The organism is Microbacterium sp. (assembly GCF_040394595.1).
Classification (GTDB): Bacteria; Actinomycetota; Actinomycetes; order Actinomycetales; family Microbacteriaceae; genus Microbacterium.
Map to the genome: position 1 here is coordinate 31083 of NZ_JBEBSA010000002.1, position 23734 is coordinate 54816.

General features: G+C 69.7%; 24 protein-coding genes and 1 tRNA gene. 13 read left to right on the top strand and 12 right to left on the bottom strand.

The window, feature by feature from the left end:
- Positions 1 to 92: 92 nt before the first annotated feature.
- The 7 genes from ABWO84_RS02895 to ABWO84_RS02925 are packed head-to-tail and all read right to left on the bottom strand — an operon-like array spanning position 93 to position 7534.
- Positions 93 to 1061 (bottom strand): ABC transporter ATP-binding protein, encoded by a 969-nt coding sequence (locus ABWO84_RS02895; protein WP_353112356.1) that lies wholly within the window; start codon positions 1059 to 1061, stop codon positions 93 to 95.
- Positions 1058 to 2056, bottom strand: a complete 999-nt coding sequence (locus ABWO84_RS02900) for an ABC transporter ATP-binding protein (RefSeq protein WP_353112358.1) — start codon at positions 2054 to 2056, stop codon at positions 1058 to 1060. Before ABWO84_RS02900 ends, ABWO84_RS02895 begins: the two co-directional genes overlap by 4 nt.
- A complete protein-coding gene (locus tag ABWO84_RS02905; RefSeq protein ID WP_353112360.1) occupies positions 2053 to 2769 on the bottom strand; it encodes an arylmalonate decarboxylase in 717 nt (238 codons plus the stop codon). The genes ABWO84_RS02900 and ABWO84_RS02905 overlap by 4 nt, the downstream gene beginning before the upstream one ends.
- A gap of 26 nt (positions 2770 to 2795) precedes the next feature.
- Positions 2796 to 3758: an ABC transporter permease gene (locus ABWO84_RS02910; protein WP_353112362.1), complete on the bottom strand. Its 963-nt coding sequence runs from the start codon at positions 3756 to 3758 to the stop codon at positions 2796 to 2798.
- Positions 3758 to 4735 carry an ABC transporter permease gene (locus ABWO84_RS02915; protein WP_353112364.1) on the bottom strand — a complete coding sequence of 326 codons (978 nt, stop codon included), beginning with the start codon at positions 4733 to 4735 and terminating at the stop codon, positions 3758 to 3760. Before ABWO84_RS02915 ends, ABWO84_RS02910 begins: the two co-directional genes overlap by 1 nt.
- Positions 4732 to 5721, bottom strand: a complete 990-nt coding sequence (locus tag ABWO84_RS02920; protein WP_353112366.1) for an aldo/keto reductase — start codon at positions 5719 to 5721, stop codon at positions 4732 to 4734. Before ABWO84_RS02920 ends, ABWO84_RS02915 begins: the two co-directional genes overlap by 4 nt.
- A gap of 28 nt (positions 5722 to 5749) precedes the next feature.
- Positions 5750 to 7534, bottom strand: coding sequence for an ABC transporter substrate-binding protein (locus ABWO84_RS02925; protein WP_353112368.1), 1785 nt, complete (start codon positions 7532 to 7534; stop codon positions 5750 to 5752).
- A gap of 125 nt (positions 7535 to 7659) precedes the next feature.
- Between ABWO84_RS02925 and ABWO84_RS02930 the strand changes: the two genes are divergently transcribed.
- Positions 7660 to 8415: an IclR family transcriptional regulator gene (locus ABWO84_RS02930; RefSeq protein WP_353112370.1), complete on the top strand. Its 756-nt coding sequence runs from the start codon at positions 7660 to 7662 to the stop codon at positions 8413 to 8415.
- On the opposite strand, the gene ABWO84_RS02935 is transcribed toward ABWO84_RS02930, so the two are convergent.
- Entirely contained in the window at positions 8381 to 8998 is a 618-nt protein-coding gene (locus ABWO84_RS02935) for a 2'-5' RNA ligase family protein (RefSeq protein ID WP_353112372.1), read from the bottom strand. The two genes, ABWO84_RS02930 and ABWO84_RS02935, sit on opposite strands and share 35 nt — an antisense overlap.
- A gap of 135 nt (positions 8999 to 9133) precedes the next feature.
- Between ABWO84_RS02935 and ABWO84_RS02940 the strand changes: the two genes are divergently transcribed.
- Both ABWO84_RS02940 and ABWO84_RS02945 read left to right on the top strand, forming a co-directional pair.
- On the top strand, positions 9134 to 9574 hold the full coding sequence (locus tag ABWO84_RS02940) for a hypothetical protein (RefSeq protein ID WP_353112374.1): 441 nt from the start codon (positions 9134 to 9136) through the stop codon (positions 9572 to 9574).
- A gap of 28 nt (positions 9575 to 9602) precedes the next feature.
- Complete coding sequence (locus ABWO84_RS02945) at positions 9603 to 10268, top strand: HAD hydrolase-like protein (protein ID WP_353112376.1); 666 nt, start codon at positions 9603 to 9605, stop codon at positions 10266 to 10268.
- A 1-nt stretch (position 10269) separates the two neighbouring features.
- On the opposite strand, the gene ABWO84_RS02950 is transcribed toward ABWO84_RS02945, so the two are convergent.
- Entirely contained in the window at positions 10270 to 10476 is a 207-nt protein-coding gene (locus ABWO84_RS02950; RefSeq protein ID WP_353112378.1) for a cold-shock protein, read from the bottom strand.
- Positions 10477 to 11113: 637 nt separating this feature from the next.
- On the opposite strand from ABWO84_RS02950, the gene ABWO84_RS02955 reads away from it, so the two are divergent.
- Genes ABWO84_RS02955 through ABWO84_RS02970 form a run of 4 tightly spaced genes read left to right on the top strand, consistent with a single transcriptional unit; the run spans position 11114 to position 15031 of the window.
- Positions 11114 to 12148 (top strand): iron-siderophore ABC transporter substrate-binding protein, encoded by a 1035-nt coding sequence (locus ABWO84_RS02955; protein ID WP_353112380.1) that lies wholly within the window; start codon positions 11114 to 11116, stop codon positions 12146 to 12148.
- Complete coding sequence (locus ABWO84_RS02960) at positions 12148 to 13197, top strand: FecCD family ABC transporter permease (RefSeq protein ID WP_353112382.1); 1050 nt, start codon at positions 12148 to 12150, stop codon at positions 13195 to 13197. Before ABWO84_RS02955 ends, ABWO84_RS02960 begins: the two co-directional genes overlap by 1 nt.
- Positions 13194 to 14228, top strand: coding sequence for a FecCD family ABC transporter permease (locus ABWO84_RS02965; RefSeq protein ID WP_353112384.1), 1035 nt, complete (start codon positions 13194 to 13196; stop codon positions 14226 to 14228). Before ABWO84_RS02960 ends, ABWO84_RS02965 begins: the two co-directional genes overlap by 4 nt.
- The gene (locus ABWO84_RS02970) at positions 14225 to 15031 is read left to right on the top strand and encodes an ABC transporter ATP-binding protein (RefSeq protein WP_353112386.1); all 807 of its coding nucleotides are present in this window, start codon (positions 14225 to 14227) and stop codon (positions 15029 to 15031) included. The genes ABWO84_RS02965 and ABWO84_RS02970 overlap by 4 nt, the downstream gene beginning before the upstream one ends.
- Positions 15032 to 15127: 96 nt before the next feature.
- Here ABWO84_RS02970 and ABWO84_RS02975 read toward each other — a convergent pair whose 3' ends face one another.
- The 3 genes from ABWO84_RS02975 to ABWO84_RS02985 all read right to left on the bottom strand — a co-directional run bounded on the left by ABWO84_RS02975 (position 15128) and on the right by ABWO84_RS02985 (position 16491).
- Positions 15128 to 15358, bottom strand: a complete 231-nt coding sequence (locus ABWO84_RS02975; protein ID WP_353112388.1) for a hypothetical protein — start codon at positions 15356 to 15358, stop codon at positions 15128 to 15130.
- Between the two features lie 51 nt (positions 15359 to 15409).
- Positions 15410 to 16162, bottom strand: coding sequence for an SCO4402 family protein (locus tag ABWO84_RS02980; protein ID WP_353112390.1), 753 nt, complete (start codon positions 16160 to 16162; stop codon positions 15410 to 15412).
- 245 nt (positions 16163 to 16407) lie between these two features.
- Positions 16408 to 16491 (bottom strand) — tRNA-Leu (locus ABWO84_RS02985).
- Between the two features lie 141 nt (positions 16492 to 16632).
- Between ABWO84_RS02985 and ABWO84_RS02990 the strand changes: the two genes are divergently transcribed.
- From ABWO84_RS02990 to ABWO84_RS03015, 6 genes are read left to right on the top strand one after another with little or no spacing between them, the layout of a single operon-like run.
- Positions 16633 to 17307, top strand: a complete 675-nt coding sequence (locus ABWO84_RS02990; protein ID WP_353112392.1) for an FHA domain-containing protein — start codon at positions 16633 to 16635, stop codon at positions 17305 to 17307.
- The gene (locus ABWO84_RS02995; protein ID WP_353112394.1) at positions 17304 to 17810 is read left to right on the top strand and encodes an FHA domain-containing protein FhaB/FipA; all 507 of its coding nucleotides are present in this window, start codon (positions 17304 to 17306) and stop codon (positions 17808 to 17810) included. The genes ABWO84_RS02990 and ABWO84_RS02995 overlap by 4 nt, the downstream gene beginning before the upstream one ends.
- Positions 17811 to 17818: 8 nt before the next feature.
- The gene (locus ABWO84_RS03000; RefSeq protein ID WP_353112396.1) at positions 17819 to 19123 is read left to right on the top strand and encodes a PP2C family protein-serine/threonine phosphatase; all 1305 of its coding nucleotides are present in this window, start codon (positions 17819 to 17821) and stop codon (positions 19121 to 19123) included.
- A 50-nt stretch (positions 19124 to 19173) separates the two neighbouring features.
- Positions 19174 to 20502 (top strand): FtsW/RodA/SpoVE family cell cycle protein, encoded by a 1329-nt coding sequence (locus ABWO84_RS03005; RefSeq protein WP_353113189.1) that lies wholly within the window; start codon positions 19174 to 19176, stop codon positions 20500 to 20502.
- Complete coding sequence (locus tag ABWO84_RS03010) at positions 20499 to 21956, top strand: peptidoglycan D,D-transpeptidase FtsI family protein (RefSeq protein ID WP_353112398.1); 1458 nt, start codon at positions 20499 to 20501, stop codon at positions 21954 to 21956. Before ABWO84_RS03005 ends, ABWO84_RS03010 begins: the two co-directional genes overlap by 4 nt.
- Positions 21953 to 23692 carry a serine/threonine-protein kinase gene (locus ABWO84_RS03015; RefSeq protein WP_353112400.1) on the top strand — a complete coding sequence of 580 codons (1740 nt, stop codon included), beginning with the start codon at positions 21953 to 21955 and terminating at the stop codon, positions 23690 to 23692. The genes ABWO84_RS03010 and ABWO84_RS03015 overlap by 4 nt, the downstream gene beginning before the upstream one ends.
- Positions 23693 to 23734 lie beyond the last annotated feature (42 nt).

Sequence of the window (23734 nt, forward strand, 5' to 3'; positions counted from 1 at the left end):
TTTCGGACATCTCGTCCGCAGAAACCGCCAACCCGGCGCCCGCCCCGCCGATGCGTGAACGGGCGCGGAGGAGCGGGGCCGGGCCGGGGGGATCAGACCGCCACGAGCGGGAAGTGGCAGGCGACGGACCCGCCTCCCGCGCCCGGGGAGAGGGGCGGGCGGTCGGCGGCGCAGCGATCCTGCGCGATCGGGCACCTCGTGCGGAACGCGCATCCGCTCGGGATCCTCAGCGGCGAGGGCACATCGCCCTGCAGCAGCCCGGCATCCGAACCGCTCTGCTCGGGATCGGGGACGGGCACCGCGTCGATCAGCGCACGCGTGTAGGGATGCTCCGGAGCGTCGAAGACGCGGTCGACCGGCCCTTCCTCGACGATCCTGCCCAGATACATCACGGCGATGCGATCGGAGATCTGGCGCATCACGGACAGGTCGTGCGCGATGAAGACGTAGCTGATGCCGAGATCGGACGACAGGTCGGTGAGGAGGTTGACCACCTGCGCCTGCACGGACACGTCGAGGGCCGCGACCGGCTCGTCGCACACGATCACCCGCGGCTCGAGCGCCAGCGCCCTCGCGATCCCGACGCGCTGTCGCTGCCCGCCGGAGAACTCCGAGGGATACCGATGGCGGTTGTCGGGGGAGAGGCCCACCCGCTCGAAGAGCTCGGCGACCCGGGCGTCCCGCGCCGCGCGGGACAGCTTCGACGCGTGGATCTCGAACGGCTCGCGCACGATGTCGCCCACCGTCATCCTCGGATTGAGCGAGGTGTACGGGTCCTGGAAGACCATCTGGATGTGCCGGCTGCTCTCCAGGAACCGGCGGCGTCCGGACGGCATCGGCTTCCCGTCGATCTCCACCGTGCCCCGATCGGGCTTCTCGATGCCCATGAGCAGCCGGGCGAGCGTGCTCTTGCCGCACCCCGACTCGCCCACGACGCCCAGGGTCTCGCCCGCGCGCAGCTCCAGACCCACGCCGTCGACGGCGGTGAGGGTCTGGCGGCCGGACCGATAGGTCTTGACCAGCCCCTCGGCGCGGAGCACGACATCCGATCCGGCGCTCATGCGACCACCCTCTCCCATTCCCGGCACGCGGTCACGTGCCCTTCCGTCACCGTGGTGGTGACGAGGCCCTCGCGGCAGGCGTCCACGGCGAAGGCGCATCGCGGTGCGAAGGCGCATCCCGTCGTCCGGCCGCTGAGACCGGGCGCCGTGCCGGGGATGGCGACCATCCGCCCCGAGGAGGCGTCCGGCCGGGGGATCGCCTCCAGGAGGGCGCGCGTGTAACCGTGAGCCGGAGCGCGGAACAGCTCGCGCGTCGTCCCCTGCTCGACGATGCGGCCCGCGTACATCACCGCGACCCGGTCGGCCCGCTGGGCCACCACCCCGAGATCATGCGTGATGAGCACCAGCGCCATGCGGCGCTCGCGCTGCAGATCCGCGAGCAGCGCCATGATCTGCGCCTGCACCGTGACGTCGAGGGCCGTGGTCGGCTCGTCGGCGACGAGCACCTCGGGCTCGAGCGCGATGCTCATCGCGATCATGGCCCGCTGCCGCATCCCGCCGGAGAACTCGTGCGGGTACTGGTCGACGCGGCGTTCCGGATCGGGGATCCGCACCCGCTCGAGCAGCTCGATCGCCTTCGCCCGCGCGGCCCGGCGGCTCAGACCGCGGTGCACGCGGAGGGTCTCGCCCAGCTGCTGCCCGATGGTGAACACCGGGTTGAGCGCGGAGAGCGAGTCCTGGAAGACCATCGCGATCCGAGACCCCCGGATCGCGCGCATCTCACGGGCCGGCCGGCCGACGAGCTCCTCGTCGCCGAGCCGGATCGAGCCCGAGGTCACCCGTCCGGGTGCCCCGACAAGGCCCATCAGGGCGCGGGCGGTCACGCTCTTCCCGCTGCCCGACTCCCCGACGATCGCGAGCGTCTCGCCGCGGTCCACATGGAACGACACGTCCTGCACCGCGTTCGCGACCAGGTCCTCGGTCTCGAACTCCACGGTGAGGTCTGTCACCGTCAGTGCGCGATCATCCGAGCCCGGACCCCGTGCGGCGCTCATGCGAGCACCGGATGGAACAGGCGCGACCGGTGCGTGCCGACCAGATCGGGACGGACGAGCCGCACGGCGCCCCAGAGCCCGGCCAGCGGGGACGACACCGCGGGGAGCCCGTAGGCGTCTTCGAGCGCGGTCACCGCCCGAGCCGTGCGCAGCCCGCCGCAGGAGATCAGCACCCCGTCGAAGCCTTCGCTGCGGGAGGCGGCCTCCAGCCCCAGGCGGTGCACGGTCTCGTCGTCGACCTCGTGCACCTCGTCGATCGAGCTGATGGAGAGGTGCGCGCTGCCCGCCGGCTCGAAGCCCTCCTCGCCGAGGAAGCGCAGCAGCTTGGCGTGCACCGCGTCGGTGTAGGCCGACGCCACCGCGGGGCGGGTCACGCCCACTGCACGCAGTGCCTCGACGATCGCGGCGCTCATCGTCGTCGCCGGAAGGCCGGTGGCGTTGCGGATGGTCTGCAGGATCTCGTCGTTGAACTCCTTGCCGCGATAGAAGCTCAGCGACGTGCCCATGAGCGCCACCGCCTCCGCGCCGCGATCGCGCAGCCGCTCGGAGGCGCCCTGCACGGCCGAGATCACCGAGTCGTATCCGGCCACCGACATCTCCTGCAGTCCGAGGCCCTCGGCGAGGAAGTCGACGTCCGGGTACACCTCCGCGGCATCGCGCGGGACCTCTCCGGCACGCGGCGGCACGATCAGCCCGATGCAGGCGTCCGTCATGGCAGTTGTTCCCTTCCGTGCGGCGCTCATCGCAGCCGCACCCGAGGATCGATCAACGCGTAGACGACGTCGACGATCAGATTCATGAGGATGATGAAGACCGCGGCGAAGATCACCGTGCCCATCACCACGGGCAGGTCTCCGCTCATCACGCCGTTCACCGCGAAGGAGCCGATCCCGGAGATGCCCCAGATCCGCTCGGTGATGATGGTCCCGCCGAGGAGACCGCCGAGGTCGAGGCCGACGAGGGTCACCAGGGGCGCCAGCGACGGTTTGAGGGCGAGCAGCCGGAGGATCCGGCGCTCTCCCATGCCCTTCGCGCGCGCGAACCAGATGTAGTCGGTGCGGAGCGCGTCGATCATGGTGGAGCGGACGAACCGCGCGTACACGCCGATGTTCACCAGCGCCACGGTCATCCACGGCAGCAGGAGGTGGCGGAACCACTCCCACGGGTTCTCCGTGAGCGGGACGTAGCCGCCCGAGGGGAACGCCGTCACCCCGACCCTGCTCAGCTGGAAGAACAGCACGTAGAAGAGGCCGAGGCCGATGAGGAAGGTCGGCGCGGACAGACCGCTCAGCGCGAGGATCGAGACGAAGCGGTCGACCGCGCTGCCCGGGCGAGTCGCGGCGAGCGTGCCGAGGGGCACGGCGACGAGGACCGCGAGGACGATCGCGCCGATCGCGAGCGAGGCCGTCGCCGGCAGCCGCGAGATGATGCCGTCGAGCACCGGCTCCTGGGTGCGGAAAGAGACCCCGAAGTCGAGCCGGGTGATCTTCCCCAGCCAGTCGAGGTACTGCACCGGCAGCGGGCGGTCGAGGCCGAGGGTGCGCTCGACCAGCGCGATGGTGGCCTGGTCGGCGCCTTCGCCTGCGAATCGCTGGGCGACGCTTCCCGGGGTGCCGGCGAAGAAGAGCGCGAACACGGCCACGCTCACGAGGAAGAGCACGAGCACCGAGGCGCCGAGCCTCTTGAGCAGGTACATCGGCATCAGCGGGCCTCCTTCCTCGTGGTCCGGTGGCGGCGCCGGGGGCGTGAGCCCGGCTCCATGGCGTCGCGCAGACCGTCGCCGAGCAGGTTGAACGACAGGGTGGAGAGCAGCAGCGCCACGCCGGGGAAGAGGATCGACCACCAGGCGATGGCGTAGTTGCCCTGGTTCTCGGCGATCATCCCGCCCCAGGTCGGCGCGGGCGGCGGGACGCCGAGTCCGAGGAACGACAGCGATGCCTCCATGACGATGATCTGGGGGATGAGGAGGCTGCCGTAGGTGAGCACCGGTCCGGCGATGTTCGGCAGGATGTGGCGGGTGACGATGCGCCAGTCGCTCGCGCCGAGCGTCGTGGCCGCCTTGACGTAGTCGAGCTCGCGGATCGTCAGCACGAGTGAGCGCACCATCCTCGCGACCGTGCTCCAGCTGAAGAACGCGATGGTGAGCATCAGCACGCCGACGCTCGCGCCGTGGATGACGACGACCGCCATCGCGATCACCAGGAAGGGGAGCGCGACGACGAAGTCGATCACCGCCGAGAGGGCGACGTCGACCACCCCGCCGTAGAGGCCCGCGATCGTGCCGATCGCCGTGCCGATCACGATCGCGGCGAGCGCGCTCACGATCGCGATCAGGAAGGTGTTGGAGGTGCCCAGCAGGATGCGGGAGAAGATGTCCCTCCCCACGAAGTCGGTGCCGAGCCAGAACTCCGCCCCCGGGCCGACCGGCACCCCGGCCGGGGTGAGGCCGTTCTTGCGATCGGGTTGCAGCGCGGATCGGCCCAGCAACTCCACGAGCACGGGGGCGAGCACGGCGACGACGGCGAGCACGGCGATGACGCTGAGGGCCACGACGCTCGTCCGGTCGCGGAGCAGCCGGCGCAGCACGGCGCGCGAGGTGCTGTCCTTCGGGCGCCCGATCACCTCGGTGCGGGGCGGGCCGACCGACCCGCCCCGTCCGCTGTCGTCGACCTTCGTCATCGGTCTCGGTAGGGGTTCTCTTCGGGACGCACGATCGATCCCGGGGGGACGTCGAGCGTGTGACCCTCGATCGCGACCGCTTCGGTCAGCTTCTCCCTCAGCTCGGCGCCGTGGCGCGTGGCGAGGTCGACCGCGCCGAGGTTTGTCCGCAGCTGGGCGACCGAGGAGGCGCCGAACAGCACCGTCGCGGTGTGCTCATAGGCGAGCGCGTAGGCGAGGGCGAGCTCGGCGGTGGTCACGCCGAAGCCGTCGGCGATCGCGCGGATCCCGGGCATCGCCGCGACGATCTCGTCACGGATGCGGCCAGGGTCGCGGCCCAGCACGCGACCGGTCGTTCCGGCGCCCGCGGGGTCCTTCCCGGCCAGCACGCCGCCTTCGAGCGAGTCGGACGCCTGCACCTTCATGCCCGACTCGGCGAACACCCGGCGATACTCGGGGCTCTCCGCGACCGCACGGCGGGCGATGTTGTACTTCAGCTGCATCAGCACGGGCAGCGGCGCCGCGTCGGCGCGGAAGGCGTCGACGACGGAACCGATGTGCTGCGGGCTCCAGTTGATCCCGCCCCAGCTCTTGCTGAGCCCGGCGTCGACCAGGCGCCGCGCATCCTCGGCATGCCGGATCGGATCGTCGACCCCCCAGCGCGGACCGTAGAGCAGCACGATGTCGACGTCGTCGCGACGCAGCCGGAACAGCGTCTCCTTCAGCTCGGAGACCACGTCCGCGTCGGGGTCGTCCCCCTTCCACACCTTGGTCATCACCCGGGTGGTGTCCGGCGCGCCGGCATCCTCCAGGGCGCGGGAGAGGATCACCTCGGTGTGGGGAGCCCGCGTGTAGTGGGCGACGTCGAACAGGGTGATCCCCGCTTCGAGCGCGGTGCTGACGATGTCGACGATCTCGCGGTACTCCAGGCGGGAGTAGGTCTCGTACGAGCCGAGCGAGAGCGCGGGCACCTCCAGGCCGGAGTTGGGCAGCGCGGTGTACTTCATGGGCGTTCCTTTCGGGGGGCGGCGGTCGTCACTTCTCGAGCCAGACGAGACCGGGCTCGATGTTGTTGAAGCCGATGTTGATCGCCCCGCCGCGCAGCCGGGCGCTGTGGTAGAGGCTGATCTTGCCGGAGATGAGCGGCACGGCGGCGGCGTCCTCCATCAGGGCGCGGTCCACCTCGGCCCACAGGGCCGCAGCCTTCTTCGCGTCCTGCTCGGCCGTCGCCTTCTCCATGAGCGCGTTGATCTCGGGGTCGGAGTAGCAGGTGGGGTTGGTGGTGCTGTTCTCGCAGTCCACCCCGTAGAAGCCGGGCATGAGCATCGTGCGTGCGCCGTTGCCGATCCACTTCGGCGAGATCGCCTTGAGCGTGACGTCCCAGCTGCCCTTGGCGATCGCGTCGCGATTGAGCACGAACTGACCGTCGACGTTCGCGCCCGGGGTCGGCATGAGGTTCAGCCGGATGCCCGCCGCACGCAGGTCGGGTTCGAGCGCCTGGGCGTAGGCGTCGTACCGCGAACCCGATGCGTAGACGAAGTTCAGGTCGATGCCGTCCGGGTATCCGGCGGCGGCCAGCAGCTCCTTCGCCTTGGCGGGATCGCCCTCGTCGCCTTCGGTCTTGTAGAGGTTGAACGGTTCGAAGCCGTCGACGGCCGCGCTGAGCAGCTGATGGTGCGGCTCCTTGACGCCGGGGCCTCCGCCCACCTGGGCGACGGCGGCCTTGTTGACGGCGTAGTTGATCGCCTGGCGCACCTCGAGCTTGGCGAGCGCGCCACCGTTGTTCGGCGACTTCACGTTGAGCATGAGGAACGGGTTGATCGCGCCGTCCTCGAACTGCACGAGCTGGGGGTCCTTCACGGCCATCAGCCGCTGCAGGTCCGCCGTCGGCACCGACTGGTCGAAGTAGGAGTCGGCCTCGCCGCTCTCGATCAGACGCTGGACGCGGCCGGGATCGGTGTTGTTCATCGAGATCTCGATGCCGTCCACATAGGCCTTGCGGTAGGGGTCGCTCTTCGCGACCCACGCCGGGTTGCGCTCGAGCGTCATCTTCTGGTCGGGCACGTACGACGCGATGCGGTACGGACCGGACGCCACGTAGTTCTCGCGGAACTCGGGGGAGTCGGGCAGGTACTCCAGCGCCTCGACCGGCATCGGGGCGACCGCGACCTGGGTGAGCACGTAGCCGAAGTCGTTCGACGGCCGGTCGAGGGTGATCACGAGGTCCTGGCCGTCGGCGACGACGCCGCTGATCTCATTGCCCTCGACGAACTGCTTGATCGCGGCGGCCTCGGGGGCGACCTTCGCGAAGGCGTCGCAGTACTCGGCCATGCCCTTGATGACGCCGATGTAGTTGTCGAGCGACCCGCCGGGCCGCACCGGGTTGCAGAGCCGCTTGAACCCGCGGGCCGCATCCGCCGCCGTGATGCCGCGAGCGGGCTCGGTGTCCCACTGGGCGCCGTCGCGCAGCGTGAGCCGGTACTCGGTGCCGTCGTCGCTCACCTCGGGGAGGTCCTTCGCGAGGTCCGCGATGGGCTTCTGCGCGACGGCCTTGTCGTCGGAGGTCGGCAGCAGGTAGAGCTGACGCGTCAGCGCCCGGTGGGTGAACATGCCGGTGGAGCGGGTGACGATCGGGTCGAAGCCTCCGATGTCCGACCCGCCGGCGACGCGCAGCGTGCCTCCCTTCACCGGGGCGTCGCCGGTTCCGCCGGTGCCCTCGGCGGGCCCGGAGCAGGCGGTGAGCGCGAGGGTTCCCGCGATCAGGAGGCCCAGGGCGACGCGGGTCGCGCCGGCCCGGGAGGGGGGTGTTGACGCCTTCATACCAAACTCCTTCGTTCAGCTGCGAGTCGGGACTCGACTAAAGTGGTGTAGAGAGATTTGTTCCGTGGGGCGGAACGCCTATCCGCATGGCGAGACATGTATAGCCGACCGAGGAGGGTCCGTCAATGCGAAGCGTCGATCGTGCGCTGGAGGTTCTGGAGAGCATCGCCGATCTGCAGCCGGTGGGGGTGAGCGAGATCGCCCGGCACCTCGGAGAGCCCAAGAGCTCGGTGCAGAGGGCCCTCGACACGCTGGCCGAGGGGCGGTGGATCACCCGCCAGGACCCCTCGCGTCCGCTCTGGGTGGTCGCGGTGCGCACCGCCCTGCTCGGCCGGGGGTTCGCCGAGCAGTTCGGGGTGGGCTCCCTCGCGCTCGAGCAGATGGAGCGCCTGCGGCAGGTGACGCAGGAGACCATCCACCTCGCCGTGCCCCGCGAGGCCTCGGTCATCCTCGTCGAGCGCCTGGAGAGCCCGCACCCGGTGCGGTACGTCGAGCCGCTCGGCGGCGCGGCCTCGATCTTCCTCACCGCCACCGGGAAGTCGATCCTCGCGCACCTCTCGAACGACCGGCGCCGCCGGCTGATCGAGCACAACATGGCCGCGCTCGAGGAGGTCGGCGTGACCGTCGACGAACTCGAGGCCGAGCTGCAGCTGGTTCGCCGTCACGGCTACTCGACCACCTCGCGCTGGCGCGACGGCGTCTTCGCGATCGCCTCGGTGATCATCGCCGACGAAGGACAGCCCGTCGCCGCGATCAGCATCTCGGCGCCCATGTCGCGGGTCACCGAGGAGACGAAGTCCGCCTACGCCGAGCTGGTGCGCGACGCCGCTCAGGAGATCGGACGGCTCATGAGGGCGCGCGGCCGGCGGCTCCCCGGCTGAGCGGCATCGCCTCGCGGTGCTCGCCCCCGTCGTACCAGACGAACTCGATCTCGGGGACGACGACGGCGGGGGAGCCCACGGCAAGGCCCTCGAGACCCGACTCGACGACGGCCCAGTCCGAGTCCGAGAGCTCCTTCCCGTAGAGGACCGACATGTGGAAGGTCCAGTCCGCCGGGCTCAGCTCGCCGATCCGCCGGAAGTCGGTGCGGTCGAGCGTCGCGGTGAGGCCGGCGTAGGCGCCGACCAGCGCCGGATGGCGTGCGATCCGCAGGATGGGGATCCGGAACGGCGCCGGGAACACGTCGAGCGCGTCGACGGCGACGGGGATCGGCTGCTGCGCGGTCGCCCAGGAGCGGACCTCATCGCGCAGCTGCGGCACGCGATCGGGCTCGAAGAAACCGCGGAGGGTGACGTGGCCGACGTTCGGATGCTTCGTCCCCTCCGGGGCGAGGCCCAGCAGCGTGCGCTGGACGTCGGCGTAGGCGGCCGCGACACCGCCACCCGGGCGGAGCACGACGTACTGCTGCCCCTCCAGCGACTCCCGCTGCCGCGGGTCGGTCATGATGTCGGCGCGCTCGTCCATCCGGCTCCCTTCGCTCCCGACATCCAACCATCGCCGGCGGGCGGGTCGCACCGTGTGACGGATCATCCTCGCGATGCAGCGCGGATACCTCTCGCGGCCGACGCGGTGCCCGGGCGGCGACGTGAGACTGGGGGCATGAAGACATCGCGCATCCTCGCCCTGTCCGCCATCGCCCTCGTCGGCGCGACCGCGCTCACCGGCTGCGGCACCGTCGAAGCCATGCTCTACAAGCGCACGACCATGGACTTCGACGACGCCACGGCGCTCGCCACGCAGTGGACGGGCACGCCCGCGACCTGGGTGCCCGCCGACAGCGGCGGCATCCGCGCCATGCAGTCGAACATGTCGGGGGCGGAAGACGCGTCGATCGCCGTCCTCACCAAGACCGCTCTCGATCCCGCGCTGTGCACCGAGGTGGACCGTGTGTCCGCCCCGTCGTACACCTTCGACGACCTGCCCGACCCCTATCGCGCCGACCGCGTGCTCTCGTGCGGGGAGTGGACGGTCATGAAGACCCCGGACGGCTGGTTCGGCTGGACCCCCGGCAAGGAGAAGGAGCAGGTGAAGGCCGGCTGACCCCGGCGCCCGCCATAGGCTGGAGGGCATGTACAGCTGCATCCTCTGGGACGTCGACGGGACCATCGCGGACGCCTCGGCGGGCATCCTCCCGCGGCTGATCGAGGTGTTCGGCTCGTACGGCATGACCCCGCCGCCCGCCGAGGAGCTGTCGCACTGGATCGGGCCGCCCATGTACGAGTCGTTCCAGCGGTACGGCATGGACGCGGACCGGGCCGCAGACGCGGTCGAGCGCTATCGGCGGCTGGCCGCGCGCGACGGGTACGCCGCTTCCGTGCGGATCTACCCGGGCGTGACCGAGGTGCTGCGTGCCGTGGCCGCCGCGGGCATCCCGCAGGCGACGGCGAGCTCGAAGCCCGAGAACCAGGTCGTCGCGATCCTCGACCACTACGGCCTGAGCGGCCTGTTCACGGCGATCGTCGGCGCTCAGCCGGGCGCAGAGGACAAGGCGTCCGCCATCGGGCGCGCTCTGGAGGAGCTTGCGGCGCGGGGCGCCGACGTGACCCGACCGGTGCTGATCGGCGACCGGGTGCACGACATCGAAGGAGCCGCGGAATACGGCATCCCCGTGATCTTCGCGGAGTGGGGCTTCGGCGAGCCGGCGGAGGGCGCTCCTGCGGAGTACCGCGCCGGCTCGGCCGAAGCCCTGCTTCCGCTGCTGGTGACCGACCGGGCCTCAGACCCGGTCAGCTGAATCAGAGCGGGCGGATGTTCTCGGCCTGCAGGCCCTTGGGGCCCTGTGCGACCTCGAACTCGACGCGCTGATTCTCTTCCAGGCTGCGGTAGCCGGAAGACTGGATCGCCGAGTAGTGCGCGAAGACGTCGGCGCCGCCCTCGTCGGGGGAGATGAAGCCGAAGCCCTTCTCCGAGTTGAACCACTTGACCGTGCCCTGGGTACTCATGTACTGCCGTTCTGCTGGGGTGCTATGCCGACGCTGGATGCACCGACTGACCCTAACGCTATAGGAGCGGGCCGACACGCAAGAGGTCGGGACCGGATGGTAACCCAAATGTTGCACGACGGGCGGCAGGCACCGACCGACCGTAAGACGTTGATGGCCCTCACCGCGGGGGGAGCGATGAGGGCCTAAGACGACCGGAGGGTGCGTCAGAGATCACACTACTCCAAGATTCTGGTTTTGTCCCCCAAAAGGGGGACAAAACTTCAAATCGGTGTCATGATGTACGAGAGCGGCCCCCTCGAATAGTCCATTGGGGACTGAACTACTCGAGAGGGCCCAGTCGCATCCACGGATCGTCCGGCTCTGGGGATGCCGAAGGGGCGGCCTGGGGTGCCGCGATGACGATCAACCCTTGTGCATGCATCTCTCACACTAACCAGGTTGCCCCTCCGCGTCCACGGGTCCCGCGCGCGGAAAGGAAATCGGTTACCGAACGCGTCCCGTGGACAACGACAGGGAGCCGAGGACACGTGGAGGCAGTGGGCCGCGCGGCAGTGACGATCGAAGCGGACTCGGCGGGCACCGCGAGCTAGGTTAGGCTTACCTACGTACCCCTATCTCCGACCCGAGGAGACCCATGTCCTCCCTCCGTCTGCGACGCGGCGCCGCCGTGCTCAGCCTCCTGACCGCCGGCATCCTGGCGCTCTCGGCCTGCTCCACGGCCTCCGGCCCCGCATCCACCCCCGCATCCGGCTCCGGCGACGGGGCGTTCCCCGTGACCGTCGAGCACGTCTACGGGAAGACGGAGATCCCCTCCGCGCCGGAGCGGGTCGCCACCGTCGGCTGGGGCAGCTTCGACGCGGCGATCGCGCTGGGCACGATCCCGGTGACGATCCCGACGTCCGCCTTCGGCGACACCGACGGCGACGGCTACCTCACCTGGACCCACGACGCGATCCTCGCGGCGAAGGCGAAGCTCCCTCCGCTGCACGACGAGACCGACGGAATCCCCTACGAGAAGATCGACGACGTCTCGCCCGACCTGATCCTCGGCACCAACTCGGGGCTGACCCAGCAGGAGTACGACACGCTCTCCCGGATCGCGCCGACGGTCGCCTACCCCGGCGCGCCCTGGGGCACCTCCTGGCGTGACTCGACCACGATGGTCGGCGAGGCGCTGGGCAAGGCGACCGAGGCGAAGAAGCTCATCAGCGACACCGAGAAGGACATCGCCACCGAGATGGCGAAGTATCCCGCCGCCGCCGGCAAGACCGGAATGGTCATGTGGATCGACGCCAAGGATCTCGGCAAGGTGCAGTTCTACACGCCGCAGGACACCCGCGTGCAGTACCTGAACGACCTGGGCTTCGCGACGCCGCAGTCGGTGAAGGATCTCGCCAAGGGGGAGAAGGGCTTCGTCGCCTCGATCTCCGCGGAGCAGGCGGACAAGCTCGATGCCGACGTCGTGGTGATCTACGTGCAGGGCGGCGACCTGTCCACCCTGCAGAAGGACCCGCTGCTCAGCCGGATCCCGGCAGTGAAGTCCGGTGCCGTCGTGCTCATCGACGACGAGGCGCTGCTGATGGCGATCTCGGCGCCCACCGTGCTATCGATCCCGTGGGCGCTGCCCACCTACGCGAAGTCGCTCGGCGAGGCCGCCGCCAAGGCCTGATGAGCCTCGCCCCCGCGTCGATCCCGCCCGCCCCGGGTTCCGCAGCGCGCCGCCGTGCGCGCCGGAACCCGGGGTGGGCGATCGTCGTCTGCGCGGCGGCGGTCGTCGTCGCGGCCGCACTGTCCCTGGCCCTCGGCGCGCGGATCGTGCCCCTCGACGCGGTGTGGGAGGCCTTCCTCCACCCCGACGGCTCGACCGATCAGGCCGCCGTGCTCTCCCGGGTGCCGACCACCATCACCGGGATCGTCGTCGGTGCCGCTCTCGGCATGGGCGGCACCCTCATGCAGGGCATGGCCCGCAACCCCCTGGCCGATCCCGGCCTGCTCGGCGTGAACGCCGGCGCCTCGCTGTTCGTCGTGCTCGGAATGTCGCTGTTCGGCTGGCAGGCGCCGCTCGCGATCGTGTGGTGCGCGCTGGCCGGGGCAGCCGTCGCGGTGGTGCTCGGCTACGGCGCGGCGGCCGCGAGCCCCGGCGGCGCCACACCGATCACCCTCGCACTGTCGGGTGCGGCGGTCGCGGCGATCGCGACCGCGGTCATCACGGGCATCCTCATCGTCGACGAGTCCACGCTCGACAGCTACCGGTTCTGGCAGCTCGGCTCCCTCACCTCCGCCACGTTCTCCTCCCTCGGGCAGCTCGGCGGATTCCTCGCCCTCGGAGCGATACTGGCGATCGCCTGTTCGGGACGACTGAACGCGCTCGCGCTCGGAGACGACGTCGCCCGCGGACTCGGCGTGCGGGTCGGAGTCTCCCGCGCCGCGTCCGTGCTCGCGGTCGTGCTGCTGTGCGGCACGGCGACCGCGCTGGCGGGGCCCATCGGCTTCGTCGGGCTCGCGGTGCCGCACGCGGTGCGCTTCCTCGTGGGCGCCGACTACCGCTGGATCGTGCCGCTGTCCGCGGCCGCTGGTGCATCGTTCCTGCTGCTCTGCGATGTGATCGGGCGGATCCTCGCGCGCCCCGGGGTGCTCGAGGTCGGCATCGTCACCGGAGTGGTCGGTGCACCGGTGTTCATCGTGCTGCTGCGCCGGCGGAAGACGGTGGGACTGTGATCGGCGTCGCGACGGATGCGCCGGCGCGGCTGCGTACGGCGCGGCGCCGCCTGATCCTGCGCGACGGCGTGACGCTCGGCCTGCTCGGGGCGGTCGTGGTCGTGCTGTTCGCCGTCGGCCTCGTGTTCGGATCCAAGACCATCGCCCTCCCCGACGTGCTGCGCGCGCTCTCGGGCGAGACCGTGCCCGGCGTGAGCTTCGCCGTCGTGGAGCTGAGACTCCCCCGGGCCATCGGCGCTCTGCTCGCCGGGGCCGCCTTCGGTCTGGGCGGCGCCCTGTTCCAGACGCTGCTGCGCAACGTGCTCGCGAGCCCCGATGTGATCGGGATCAGCGCGGGCTCGAGCGCGGCGGCGATCACCGCGATCGCGTTCTTCGGGGCGTCCGGGCTCGTCGTGTCGGCGTCCGCGATCGGGGGCGGGCTGCTCACCGCTCTGCTCATCTGGGTGCTCGCCTACCGGCGCGGGCTGTCCGGCCTGCGGTTCGTGCTGGTCGGGATCGCCGTCGCCGCGGCGCTGCAGGCGGTGATCAGCTATGTGCTCACCCGTGCCGACGTCAAGGCGGCGGAGCAGGCCACGGTGTGGATGGCGGGATCCCTCAGCCGCAGCCTCTGGGATCAGCTCGGTCCGACCGCGCCGGCTCTCCTGCTGCTGATCGCCGTCGCCCTGCTCGCCGGCACCCGGCTGCCGGTGCTGCGCCTCGGCGACGACTCGGCGACCGCGCTCGGCGACCGTCCGCAGCGGTCCCGCGTCCTGCTGATCCTGTGCGCCGTGCTGCTGATCGCGGTGGCGACCTCGCTCACCGGGCCGATCTCGTTCGTCGCCTTCCTGGCCGGGCCGATCGCGATGCGGCTGCTGCGGCGCGACGCGGCGTTGCCGCTCGCCTCAGCCCTCGTCGGCGCGATCATCGTGCTGGCCGGCGATGCCGTGGGGCAGCATCTCTTCCCGATCACGCTGCCCGTCGGCGTGGTCACCGGCGCGATCGGAGCGCCTTTCCTGCTGTGGCTGCTGATGAGAGGACGCACGCGCGCATGACCGAGCACACCGGAGCGCATTCGCTCGAGGCGCGGGCGCTGACCGTCGGCTACGACCGCGAGCCGATCCTCGAAGGGCTCGACCTCTCGCTCCCCCCGGAGGGGATCACGATGATCGTCGGCGGCAACGGCTGCGGCAAGTCGACCCTGCTGCGGGCGCTCGCGCGTCTCCTGCGGCCGCGCGCCGGATCGGTGCTGCTCGACGGCGCGTCGATCGCGTCGCTGCCGACGAAGGAGGTCGCGCGGATCGTCGGCCTGCTCCCGCAAGCGCCGGTCGCGCCCGACGGGATCAGCGTGGCCGACCTCGTGGACCGCGGACGCACGCCGCACCGGGGCTGGCTCGGCGGCCGCGACCACCGCGACGACGAGGTCGTCGCCGACGCGCTGCAGGTGACCGGGATGGCCGAGTTCGCCGACCGCTCGATCGACGAGCTCTCCGGCGGTCAGCGTCAGCGGGCGTGGGTCGCCATGGCGCTCGCCCAGGAGCCGGACATCCTGCTGCTCGACGAGCCCACCACCTACCTCGACCTCGCCCATCAGGTCGAGCTGCTGCAGCTGCTCGTCCGGCTCTCCCGCGAGCGCGGCACGCAGGTCGTCGTCGTGATGCACGAGCTGAACCTCGCCACCCGCTACGCCGACCGTCTGGTCGCGATGCGCGGTGGACGGATCGTCGCCGAGGGGTCTCCGTCGGAGGTCGTCACCGTCGAGCTGCTGCGCGAGGTCTTCGACCTGGAGGCCATCGTCGTGCCCGACCCGGTGGCCGGCACCCCGATGATCGTCCCCGTCGACGTGCACCGGAGCTGAGGAGGATCGGACCGGGTCGCGCGCGTCACGGATGCCGGGACACCGCGGCGGCCAGACCCTGCTGCTCCAGGCCGCACGACGGCTACGGGCGGCCCGCTACGCGCGCCGGCGAGTCTTGTCCAACAGATCCTTGAGTGCAGCCTTCATCGCCCGAGCTTCGGCAGTCGAAGCTCCGACCCTGATGCTGAACTCCCACTCCTCGAGCGCCTCCAGTGCTTCACTAACCGCGTTCGAGAGCAACACAAGATCGTCGCGAGTCACCACGATGACGACATCGCGATCTTTCTTGCCGCCCGTCGTCTTTGCTTCCGTACGCAAGAACTTCATTTCCTACTGCTCTGCGAAGTGATCGGCCGGATCCTCGCGCGCCCCCACACTCTAGGCGCCCACATTCGTCAGGGGTCTGAGCTCGCCCCACCCGAGCGGGCGAACCTCGCTTGCGCGCAGGACGTCCGTGGGCGCAGATTCCGCATCCCGAGGTGCAACGAAGAATCCGAACCGTCGCCCCGGAATGTGAGCCTCGACCGGCTTCTCCCCTTCCGCGAACACGAGGAACGCAGACTCGAAGTGAGAGGCGCCCTCTGGCGCATCGACGGACAAGGTCGGCGAGAAACTCACTTCCAACCCCTCCAAACCGGTGTCGAACCTCTGCGTTCCGACAATCCGACACCGCTGCCCTTCCTCGACCGGCACACCATCGAACGAAAAGAGCTCGTACTCGACGCGCGACTCCTCACCGAGATCAACTTCCCTCCGCGCCGCCTCGTTCCCCAGCATGCTCCACATCGTGGACTTAGCCCGCTGAACAATGTTCCCCCACCGAGGATCCCTCAGATACACCTCCTGAGATTGATCCCCGAGCGCGTCAATCAACGCGTCATAGAAAGGACCGACCTCCCGGAAAGCAGCAACCTCATCCGCGTATATGAACGCACCGACCTCCGGTTCCGGGTCAGGGAAAACTCGCATGTCGTCGAAGAGGATATGGATATTCAGATTCAGGTCAGAGAAAAAGTGACTTCCGGGCTTGTGACGCCCCCACACGCGATCTTGGTAACCACGGTCACTCAACCCCCTAATAGCTCGAAATACCTCTTCGCGCATATACGGAAACTCCACCGGCACGCTCATGGCGCATCCCATCTCGACCATTTCAACCACTCCGTCAGCGGAATGTGTACACCACGACAACGTGGGCACCCTCTACCGAGGACCTTACTGCGGAGGCGGATCGTCACGGATACCGGGAGACCGGAACACCCGACTGGCCAAACCCGGCGGGCCCCAGGCATCCGTGCCATCCTCCCGGCATCCGTACCCGGAACGCGAAACGACGAAGGCCCCGAATCTTCCGATCCGGGGCCTTCGTCGTTCTGTGCGCGAGGGGGGACTTGAACCCCCACGCCCTTGCAGGCACTGGCACCTGAAGCCAGCGCGTCTACCTATTCCGCCACTCGCGCATGCCGGGATCCGAAGAACCCAACTTCCCGAGGATAGCACGGCAGATGCCGCCAGAAGACACGTCCAGGGGCTCAGAAGGGCGTTCATTCAGTTGGGCTGGCTACGATGTGCGTACCGGTCCGCCATGCCAGAGGAGCCCCGTGGGACTACTTGACAGCTTCGAGAAGGGTCTCGAGCGCGCCGTGAACGGCGCGTTCGCGAAGACCTTCCGCAGCGGCATCCAGCCGGTGGAGATCGCCTCGGCGCTCCGCCGCGAGGCCGACACCAAGGCGGCGGTCGTCACGCGCGACCGCATCATCGCGCCCAACGACTACCTCGTACGCCTCAGCGCCGACGACGCCGAGCGGATGCGGGGGCTGGGCCCCGCTCTCACCGACGAGCTGCACTCGCTCCTCTCCTCCCACGCCACCGCGCAGGGCTACAGCTTCGCCGGCCCGCTGTCCATCCACGTGGAGGTCGACGAGAAGGTGGCCACCGGCACCGTGCGGGTCAGCTCGGGCAGCGTGCAGGGCACCGTCTCCTGGCAGGGCGTCGTCGAGGTCGACGGGCGCCGCCACATCCTCTCCGGCGCGCGCACCGTCATCGGCCGCGGCAGCGATGCCGACCTCACGATCGCTGACGCGGGCTCCAGCCGCCGTCACGCCGAGATCCTCTGGGACGGCGAACGCGCCCTGCTCCGCGACCTCGGCTCCACCAACGGCACGAAGGTCGACGGGCAGCGCATCCGCGAGGTGCCGCTGACCACCGGATCGGCCTTCACGATCGGGCGCACCGAGCTCGTGTTCCGCGTCGTCCCGCAGGGAGGCTCCCGGTGAGCGAACTCGTCCTGCTGCTCATGCGCATCGGATTCCTGGTGCTGCTGTGGTTCTTCGTCTTCGGCGTCGTGTACTCCCTGCGCGCCGACCTGTTCGGCGTGCGCGTGCGGAAGATGCCCGCCGGAGAGGCCGCGGCAGCCGCCGCCCCCGCCGCACCGGCACCGGCACGCCCCGCGGCGTCGAGCGGAAGCGGATCCGCAGGCGGATCGACCCCCACCCGCATCGTCATCACCTCCGGGCCCAAGACCGGGCTCGAGATCCCGCTCGGCACCGAGCCCATCACGATCGGCCGCTCCAGTGAGTCGGGCCTGGTGATCCGCGACGACTACACGTCCAGCCATCACGCCCGCCTGATGCCGCGCGCCGGCACCTGGACGATCCAGGACCTCGACTCCACCAACGGCACCTATCTGAACGGAAAGCGCCTCACGGGCAGCCCTGCGACCATCGCCATCGGCACGCCGATCAAGGTCGGCGCGACGACGTTCGAGCTGCGAGCCTGACCGCCGCCATGGTCTTCGAGGGTTCGAGCGCCGCGATCTCCCACACCGGGAAGGTCCGCTCCAACAACCAGGACTCCGGATACTCCGGGGCCAATCTCTTCGTCGTCGCCGACGGCATGGGCGGCCACGCGGGCGGAGACGTCGCCTCGAGCGTCGCCATCCAGCGGCTCGAGGGCCTCGACCACGCGTACGCGAGCACCGACGACGCGCAGGCCGAGCTGCAGACCGCGGCGACCACCGCCGCAGCCGACCTGGTGCGCGCCTCGAAGGACCGCCCGGAGCTCGCCGGACTCGGCACCACGCTCAGCGCGATCATCATGGTCGACGAGTACGCGGTGGTCGGGCACATCGGCGACTCGCGCATCTATCTCTTCCGCGACGACGAGCTGACCCAGATCACCACCGACCACACGTTCGTGCAGCGGCTCGTCGACTCGGGCCGCATCACCCCCGAGGAGGCGCGCTACCACCCGCGGCGCTCGGTGCTCATGCGCGTGCTCAGCGACATGGACATCGACCCGGAGCTCGACATGTTCGTCATGCCGACGCATCCGGGCGACCGCTGGCTGATCTGCTCCGACGGGCTCTCCGGCGTGGTCGACGAGCTGCACATCACCAAGGCCATGCGGCTCGGCCTCGCCCCCGGCCGCACCGCCGACAACCTGCTCAAGCAGGCCCTCGACGGCGGCGCCCCCGACAACGTCACGATCGTGCTCGTCGACGTCGGCGGCGCGCATCCCCTCTCGTCCGGCACCCCGACCGTGGTCGGCGCGGCCGCGAACCCGCAGGGCGTCATCGTCCCGGCGGCGCGCTCGTCGCTCACCGGCTGGCTGCACCCGGTGCGTCAGGCAGCGAACGAGCCGACCCACTTCGAACCGGCGGCCGACTTCCTCGAGGAGCTCATCGAGGAGGACCGCCGCCGCGCCCGTCGCCGACGGTTCGGCTGGATCACGGCGCTGGTCATCGCCCTCGGGCTCCTCGCCGGCGCCGCGGTGATCGGCTACAACTGGACGCAGACCCGCTACTACGTCGGCGCCGACGAGGACAGCGTGGTGATCTACCGCGGCGTGCAGCAGAGCATCGGCCCGTTCGCCCTCTCCACCGAGGTGCAGGACACCGGCATCCTCCTCGCGGACCTGCCGCAGTACCAGCGCAACTCCGTCGAGCGCACGATCAACGCCCGCTCGCTCACCGACGCGCAGGCGATCGTGAACCGGCTGCGCGCCAGCGCCGACTCGGTCATCGGGGAGACGCCCGATCCGACTCCGACACCGACACCGACACCGACACCGACGACGGGCCCCACCCCGTGACCGCCGTGAACGCCGATACCAGCGTCCTCAAGGCGCTGAAGAGGATCCGGATGCCGCAGACGCAGCGCAACCGGGAGTTCTGGCTGCTGCTGTTCGCCTGCGCCCTCTCCGGGGCCGCCCTCGCCCTCGTGCAGCTGGGCGCGCTCGGGCGCATCGACCCGATGATCCTCGCGATCGGCGGCGGACTCGCCGTCCTCGTGTTCGCCCTGCACATCGTGCTGCGCATCGTCGCCGCACACGCCGATCCGTTCGTGCTGCCGATCGCGACGCTCCTCACGGGGCTCGGCATCGCGATGATCTACCGCATCGACCTGGCGAAGAAGCTCACCGGCTGGGGAGCGTTCTCCACCAAGCAGCTCGCCTGGACCGCGATCTCCCTGCTCGGCGCGATCGCGCTCGTGATCGCCCTGCGCAACTACCGGGTGCTGTACCGGTACACCTACATCTTCGGCCTCGCCGGGATCGTGCTGCTCGTGCTGCCGTTCATCCCGGGGCTGCGCGTCTCCGACGCCGGAGCCGACGTGTGGGTGTCGCTCGGCGGCCTGTTCTCCTTCCAGCCCGGAGAGCTCGCGAAGATCTGCCTGGCGATCTTCTTCGCGGGCTACCTCGTACGCACGCGCGAGAGCCTGGCCTCGGTGGGCAAGAAGTTCCTCGGCATCACCTGGCCACGGATGCGCGAGCTCGGGCCGGTGATCATCGTCTGGCTGATCTCGCTCGGCATCATCGTCGTACAGCGCGACCTCGGCACCGGGATGCTGATCTTCGGCATGTTCATCGCAATGCTGTACGTCGCCACCGGCAAGACCAGCTGGGTGCTGATCGGGCTCGCGGGCGTAGCGGTCGGCGTGTTCCTCGCCGCGCAGGTCCTCAGCTACGTGCACGGTCGGTTCGTCAGCTGGATCGACGCCTTCAACCCGAAACTCATCGAGGCGAAGGGCGGCAGCGGGCAGCTCGTCGACGGCATCTTCGGACTCGCGCACGGCGGGATCATCGGCACGGGCTGGGGCCTCGGTCGCCCGCAGCTCACCCCCCTGGCGCAGAGCGACTTCATCATCCCCAGCCTCGGCGAGGAGCTCGGCATCGTCGGCCTGTTCGCGATCCTGTGCCTCTACATGGTCTTCGTCAGCCGCGGCGTGCGCATCGGCCTCGCCGGGCAGGACGACTTCGGCAAGCTGCTGGCGATCGGTCTCTCGTTCACCCTCGCCCTGCAGGTGTTCATCATGGTCGGCGGTGTCACGCGCGTGATCCCGCTGACCGGCCTCACGACACCGTTCCTCGCCGCGGGCGGATCGTCACTGGTGGCCAACTGGCTCATCGTCTCGCTGCTGCTGCGCATCAGCGACGGCGTGCGCCGTCAACCCCGGGTGGTGATCGGATGACGAAAGAGCTCCGCAGGCTGAGCATCGTGATGCTCGCGATGTTCCTGTCGCTGTTCCTCGCGACCAGCTGGATCCAGGTGGTCGACGCCGACAACCTCGCACAGAACGACTACAACACCCGCACCAAGCTGGACAGCTACCAGATCCAGCGCGGATCGATCATCGCCGGCGGCACGGCGATCGCCTCGTCGACGGCGTCCGACGACCGCTATCGGTACCAGCGGATCTACGCCGACGCCGCGATGTGGGCTCCGGTGACCGGCTACTTCAACCCGGCGCTGGGCTCACAGACGGGCATCGAGAGCGCCCTCAACGTCGAGCTCTCCGGCACCGGATCGAAGAACGTGTTCGCAGAGTTCGAGCGGATCCTTTCCGGCCAGCCGCAGCAGGGCTTCAGCGTGGAACTCAGCCTCGAGCCGAAGGTCCAGAAGGCCGCATGGGACGCGATGCAGGGGCTCAAGGGCTCCGTCGTCGCGATCGAGCCGAAGACCGGACGCATCCTCGCGATGGTCACGACCCCGAGCTTCGACACCAACGCGCTCGCGACGCACGACGCGAATGCGGCGAACGCGACCCACGACACCCTCGACGCCGATCCGGGCAACCCCCTGTACAACCGGGCGATCAACGGCGACCTCTACCCGCCCGGCTCGACGTTCAAGATCGTCACGGCCGCCGCGGCCATCGCCGGCGGCGACTACACGATGCAGTCGACCCTCCCCAACCCGGCCCGCTACACGCTCCCCGGCACGAAGATCCAGATCTCGAACGCCTGGGGCAGCGCCTGCGGTCCGGGTGAGACGGTCACGATCGCCGAGGCCCTGCGGCTGAGCTGCAACATCCCGATGGCCGAGCTCGCGGTGAAACTGGGCGACAAGCGGATCCGCGAGACGGCCGAGAAGTTCGGCTTCAACCAGAGCTTCGAGACGCCGCTGAAGTCCACGCCGTCGAGCTACCCCAAGGGCATGAGCGACGACTTCACCGCGCAGAGCGGCTACGGCCAGGGCAAGGTCACTGCGACGCCGCTGCAGATGGCGATGGTCGCCGCGGGTATCGCCAACGACGGGGTGGTCATGAACCCGCGGATGGTCGACGCGGTGATCGGAGACGACTTCGCGGTGCAGCGCGAGTACTCCGACTCGGAGTTCGGCGAGGCGCTCGACGCGAACGCCGCGCAGGCGATCACGGCCGCGATGATGGCGAGCGTCCGGGACGGCGCGGCGACCGGTGCAAGAATAGACGGAGTCGATGTGGCCGGTAAGACGGGCACAGCGCAGAACGGCGGATCGAAGCCGTACACGCTGTGGTTCACGGGCTTCGCGCCAGCGGAGAATCCGCAGGTGGCGGTGGCGGTCGTCGTCGAAGATGGCGGCGGTAAGGGACAATCCGGATCGGGCAACTCGATTGCCGCTCCGATTGCGAAGAAGGTCATAGAGGCGGTGCTGAGCAGATGAGACCGACGCAGGGTGTGTCGTTCGGTGGTCGCTACGAGCTGCAGTCGCGTATCGCGATCGGCGGCATGGGCGAGGTGTGGGAGGCGACGGATCACGTCATCGGACGCACCGTGGCGATCAAGATCCTCAAGGACGAGTACATGGGGGATCCGGGCTTCCTCGAGCGCTTCCGCGCCGAGGCCCGCCACGCCGCGCTCGTCAACCACGAAGGCATCGCGAGCGTCTTCGACTACGGCGAGGAGAACGGCTCCGCCTACCTCGTGATGGAGCTGGTGCCCGGTGAGGCGCTGTCGACCATCCTCGAGCGCGACGGCGCCCTCAGCGCCGACAAGACCCTCGACTACGTCGCCCAGACCGCCTCGGCCCTGCAGGCCGCGCACGCCGCCGGCCTGGTGCACCGCGACATCAAACCCGGCAACCTGCTCATCACGCCGGACGGCCGGGTGAAGATCACCGACTTCGGCATCGCGCGCATCGCCGACCAGGTGCCCCTCACGGCGACCGGTCAGGTCATGGGCACCGTGCAGTACCTGTCGCCCGAGCAGGCCTCCGGCCATCCGGCGTCCCCCGCGACCGACATCTATTCACTCGGCATCGTCGCGTACGAGTGCCTGGCGGGCAAGCGCCCGTTCACCGGGGAGTCGCAGGTCGCGATCGCGATGGCGCAGATCAACGAGCAGCCCCCGCCGCTGCCGTCGACGGTTCCCGGACCGGTGCAGAACCTCGTGATGGCGATGATCGCCAAGAAGCCGGCCGACCGGCCGTCGTCCGCGGCGACGGTCGCCCGCGCCGCGCAGGCGCTGCGCCGCGGCGATCTCAACTCCGCCGCGATCGCGGTGCCGGCGATCGTCTCCGGCGCCGCCGCGGCCGACGACGCCACGCAGATCCTCGGACTCGGCGGAGGCGGCGACACCACCCGCATCCTGCCGACCACGGCGACGCTCCCCGCGGAGGGCGCCGTGGAGGAAGAGGAGAAGAAGAAAAAGAAGCGCAGCCCGTGGACCTGGCCGCTCGTGGCGCTCATCGTGCTGCTCCTGATCGTGCTGATCCCCACGCTCTGGGCGCTCTTCGGCAACAAGGACGCCGGCCCGAAGCCGACCGACTCCTCGTCGATCTCCTCTTCGCCGAGCGACACGCCGACGCCGACGAAGACCGAGACGAAGACCGTCGACATCGCGTCCCTCGGCCTGGTCGGCAAGCCCTGCGACGAGGCGCTCAACATCCTGAAGCAGAACGGCTTCACCAATACGAAGTGCACCGAGGGCGACCAGGCTCCCTCCGACGCCAAGGTCAACACCGTGCAGCGGGTCGACCCGGTCTCGGGTGACGTCCCGATCACCGACCAGGTGACGCTCTACTTCTACACGCCGCGCGCTGCGGTGGCGAAGCCGAGCGCTCCGCCGACCCTCAGCGGCCCCGCCGTCGCCGGCACCAAGATCACGCTGAACTGGGGTGCAGGGGCGACCTGCCCCAGCGGGTCGACGATCTCGGGCTTCGTCGTGAAGCTGCAGAACGCCTCCTTCGTGAACGGGAACGGCAACTTCGACGCCAACACCCGCAGCGTCGACATCATGGTGGCCAACCTGCCAGGGCAGAACGTCGTGGCGACCTACGCCGTGATGTGCTCGGGCGGCGAGGATGAGCCGCGCACGTCGCCGGAGTCCGATCCGGTCGTCGCGCCGATCATCGACAACGGCGTTCCCACGCCCGGCCCCACCGACGGCCCGCAGCAGTGATCCAGGTCCGGCGGCAACCCGCCGGGTAGCCTGTAATCCGAC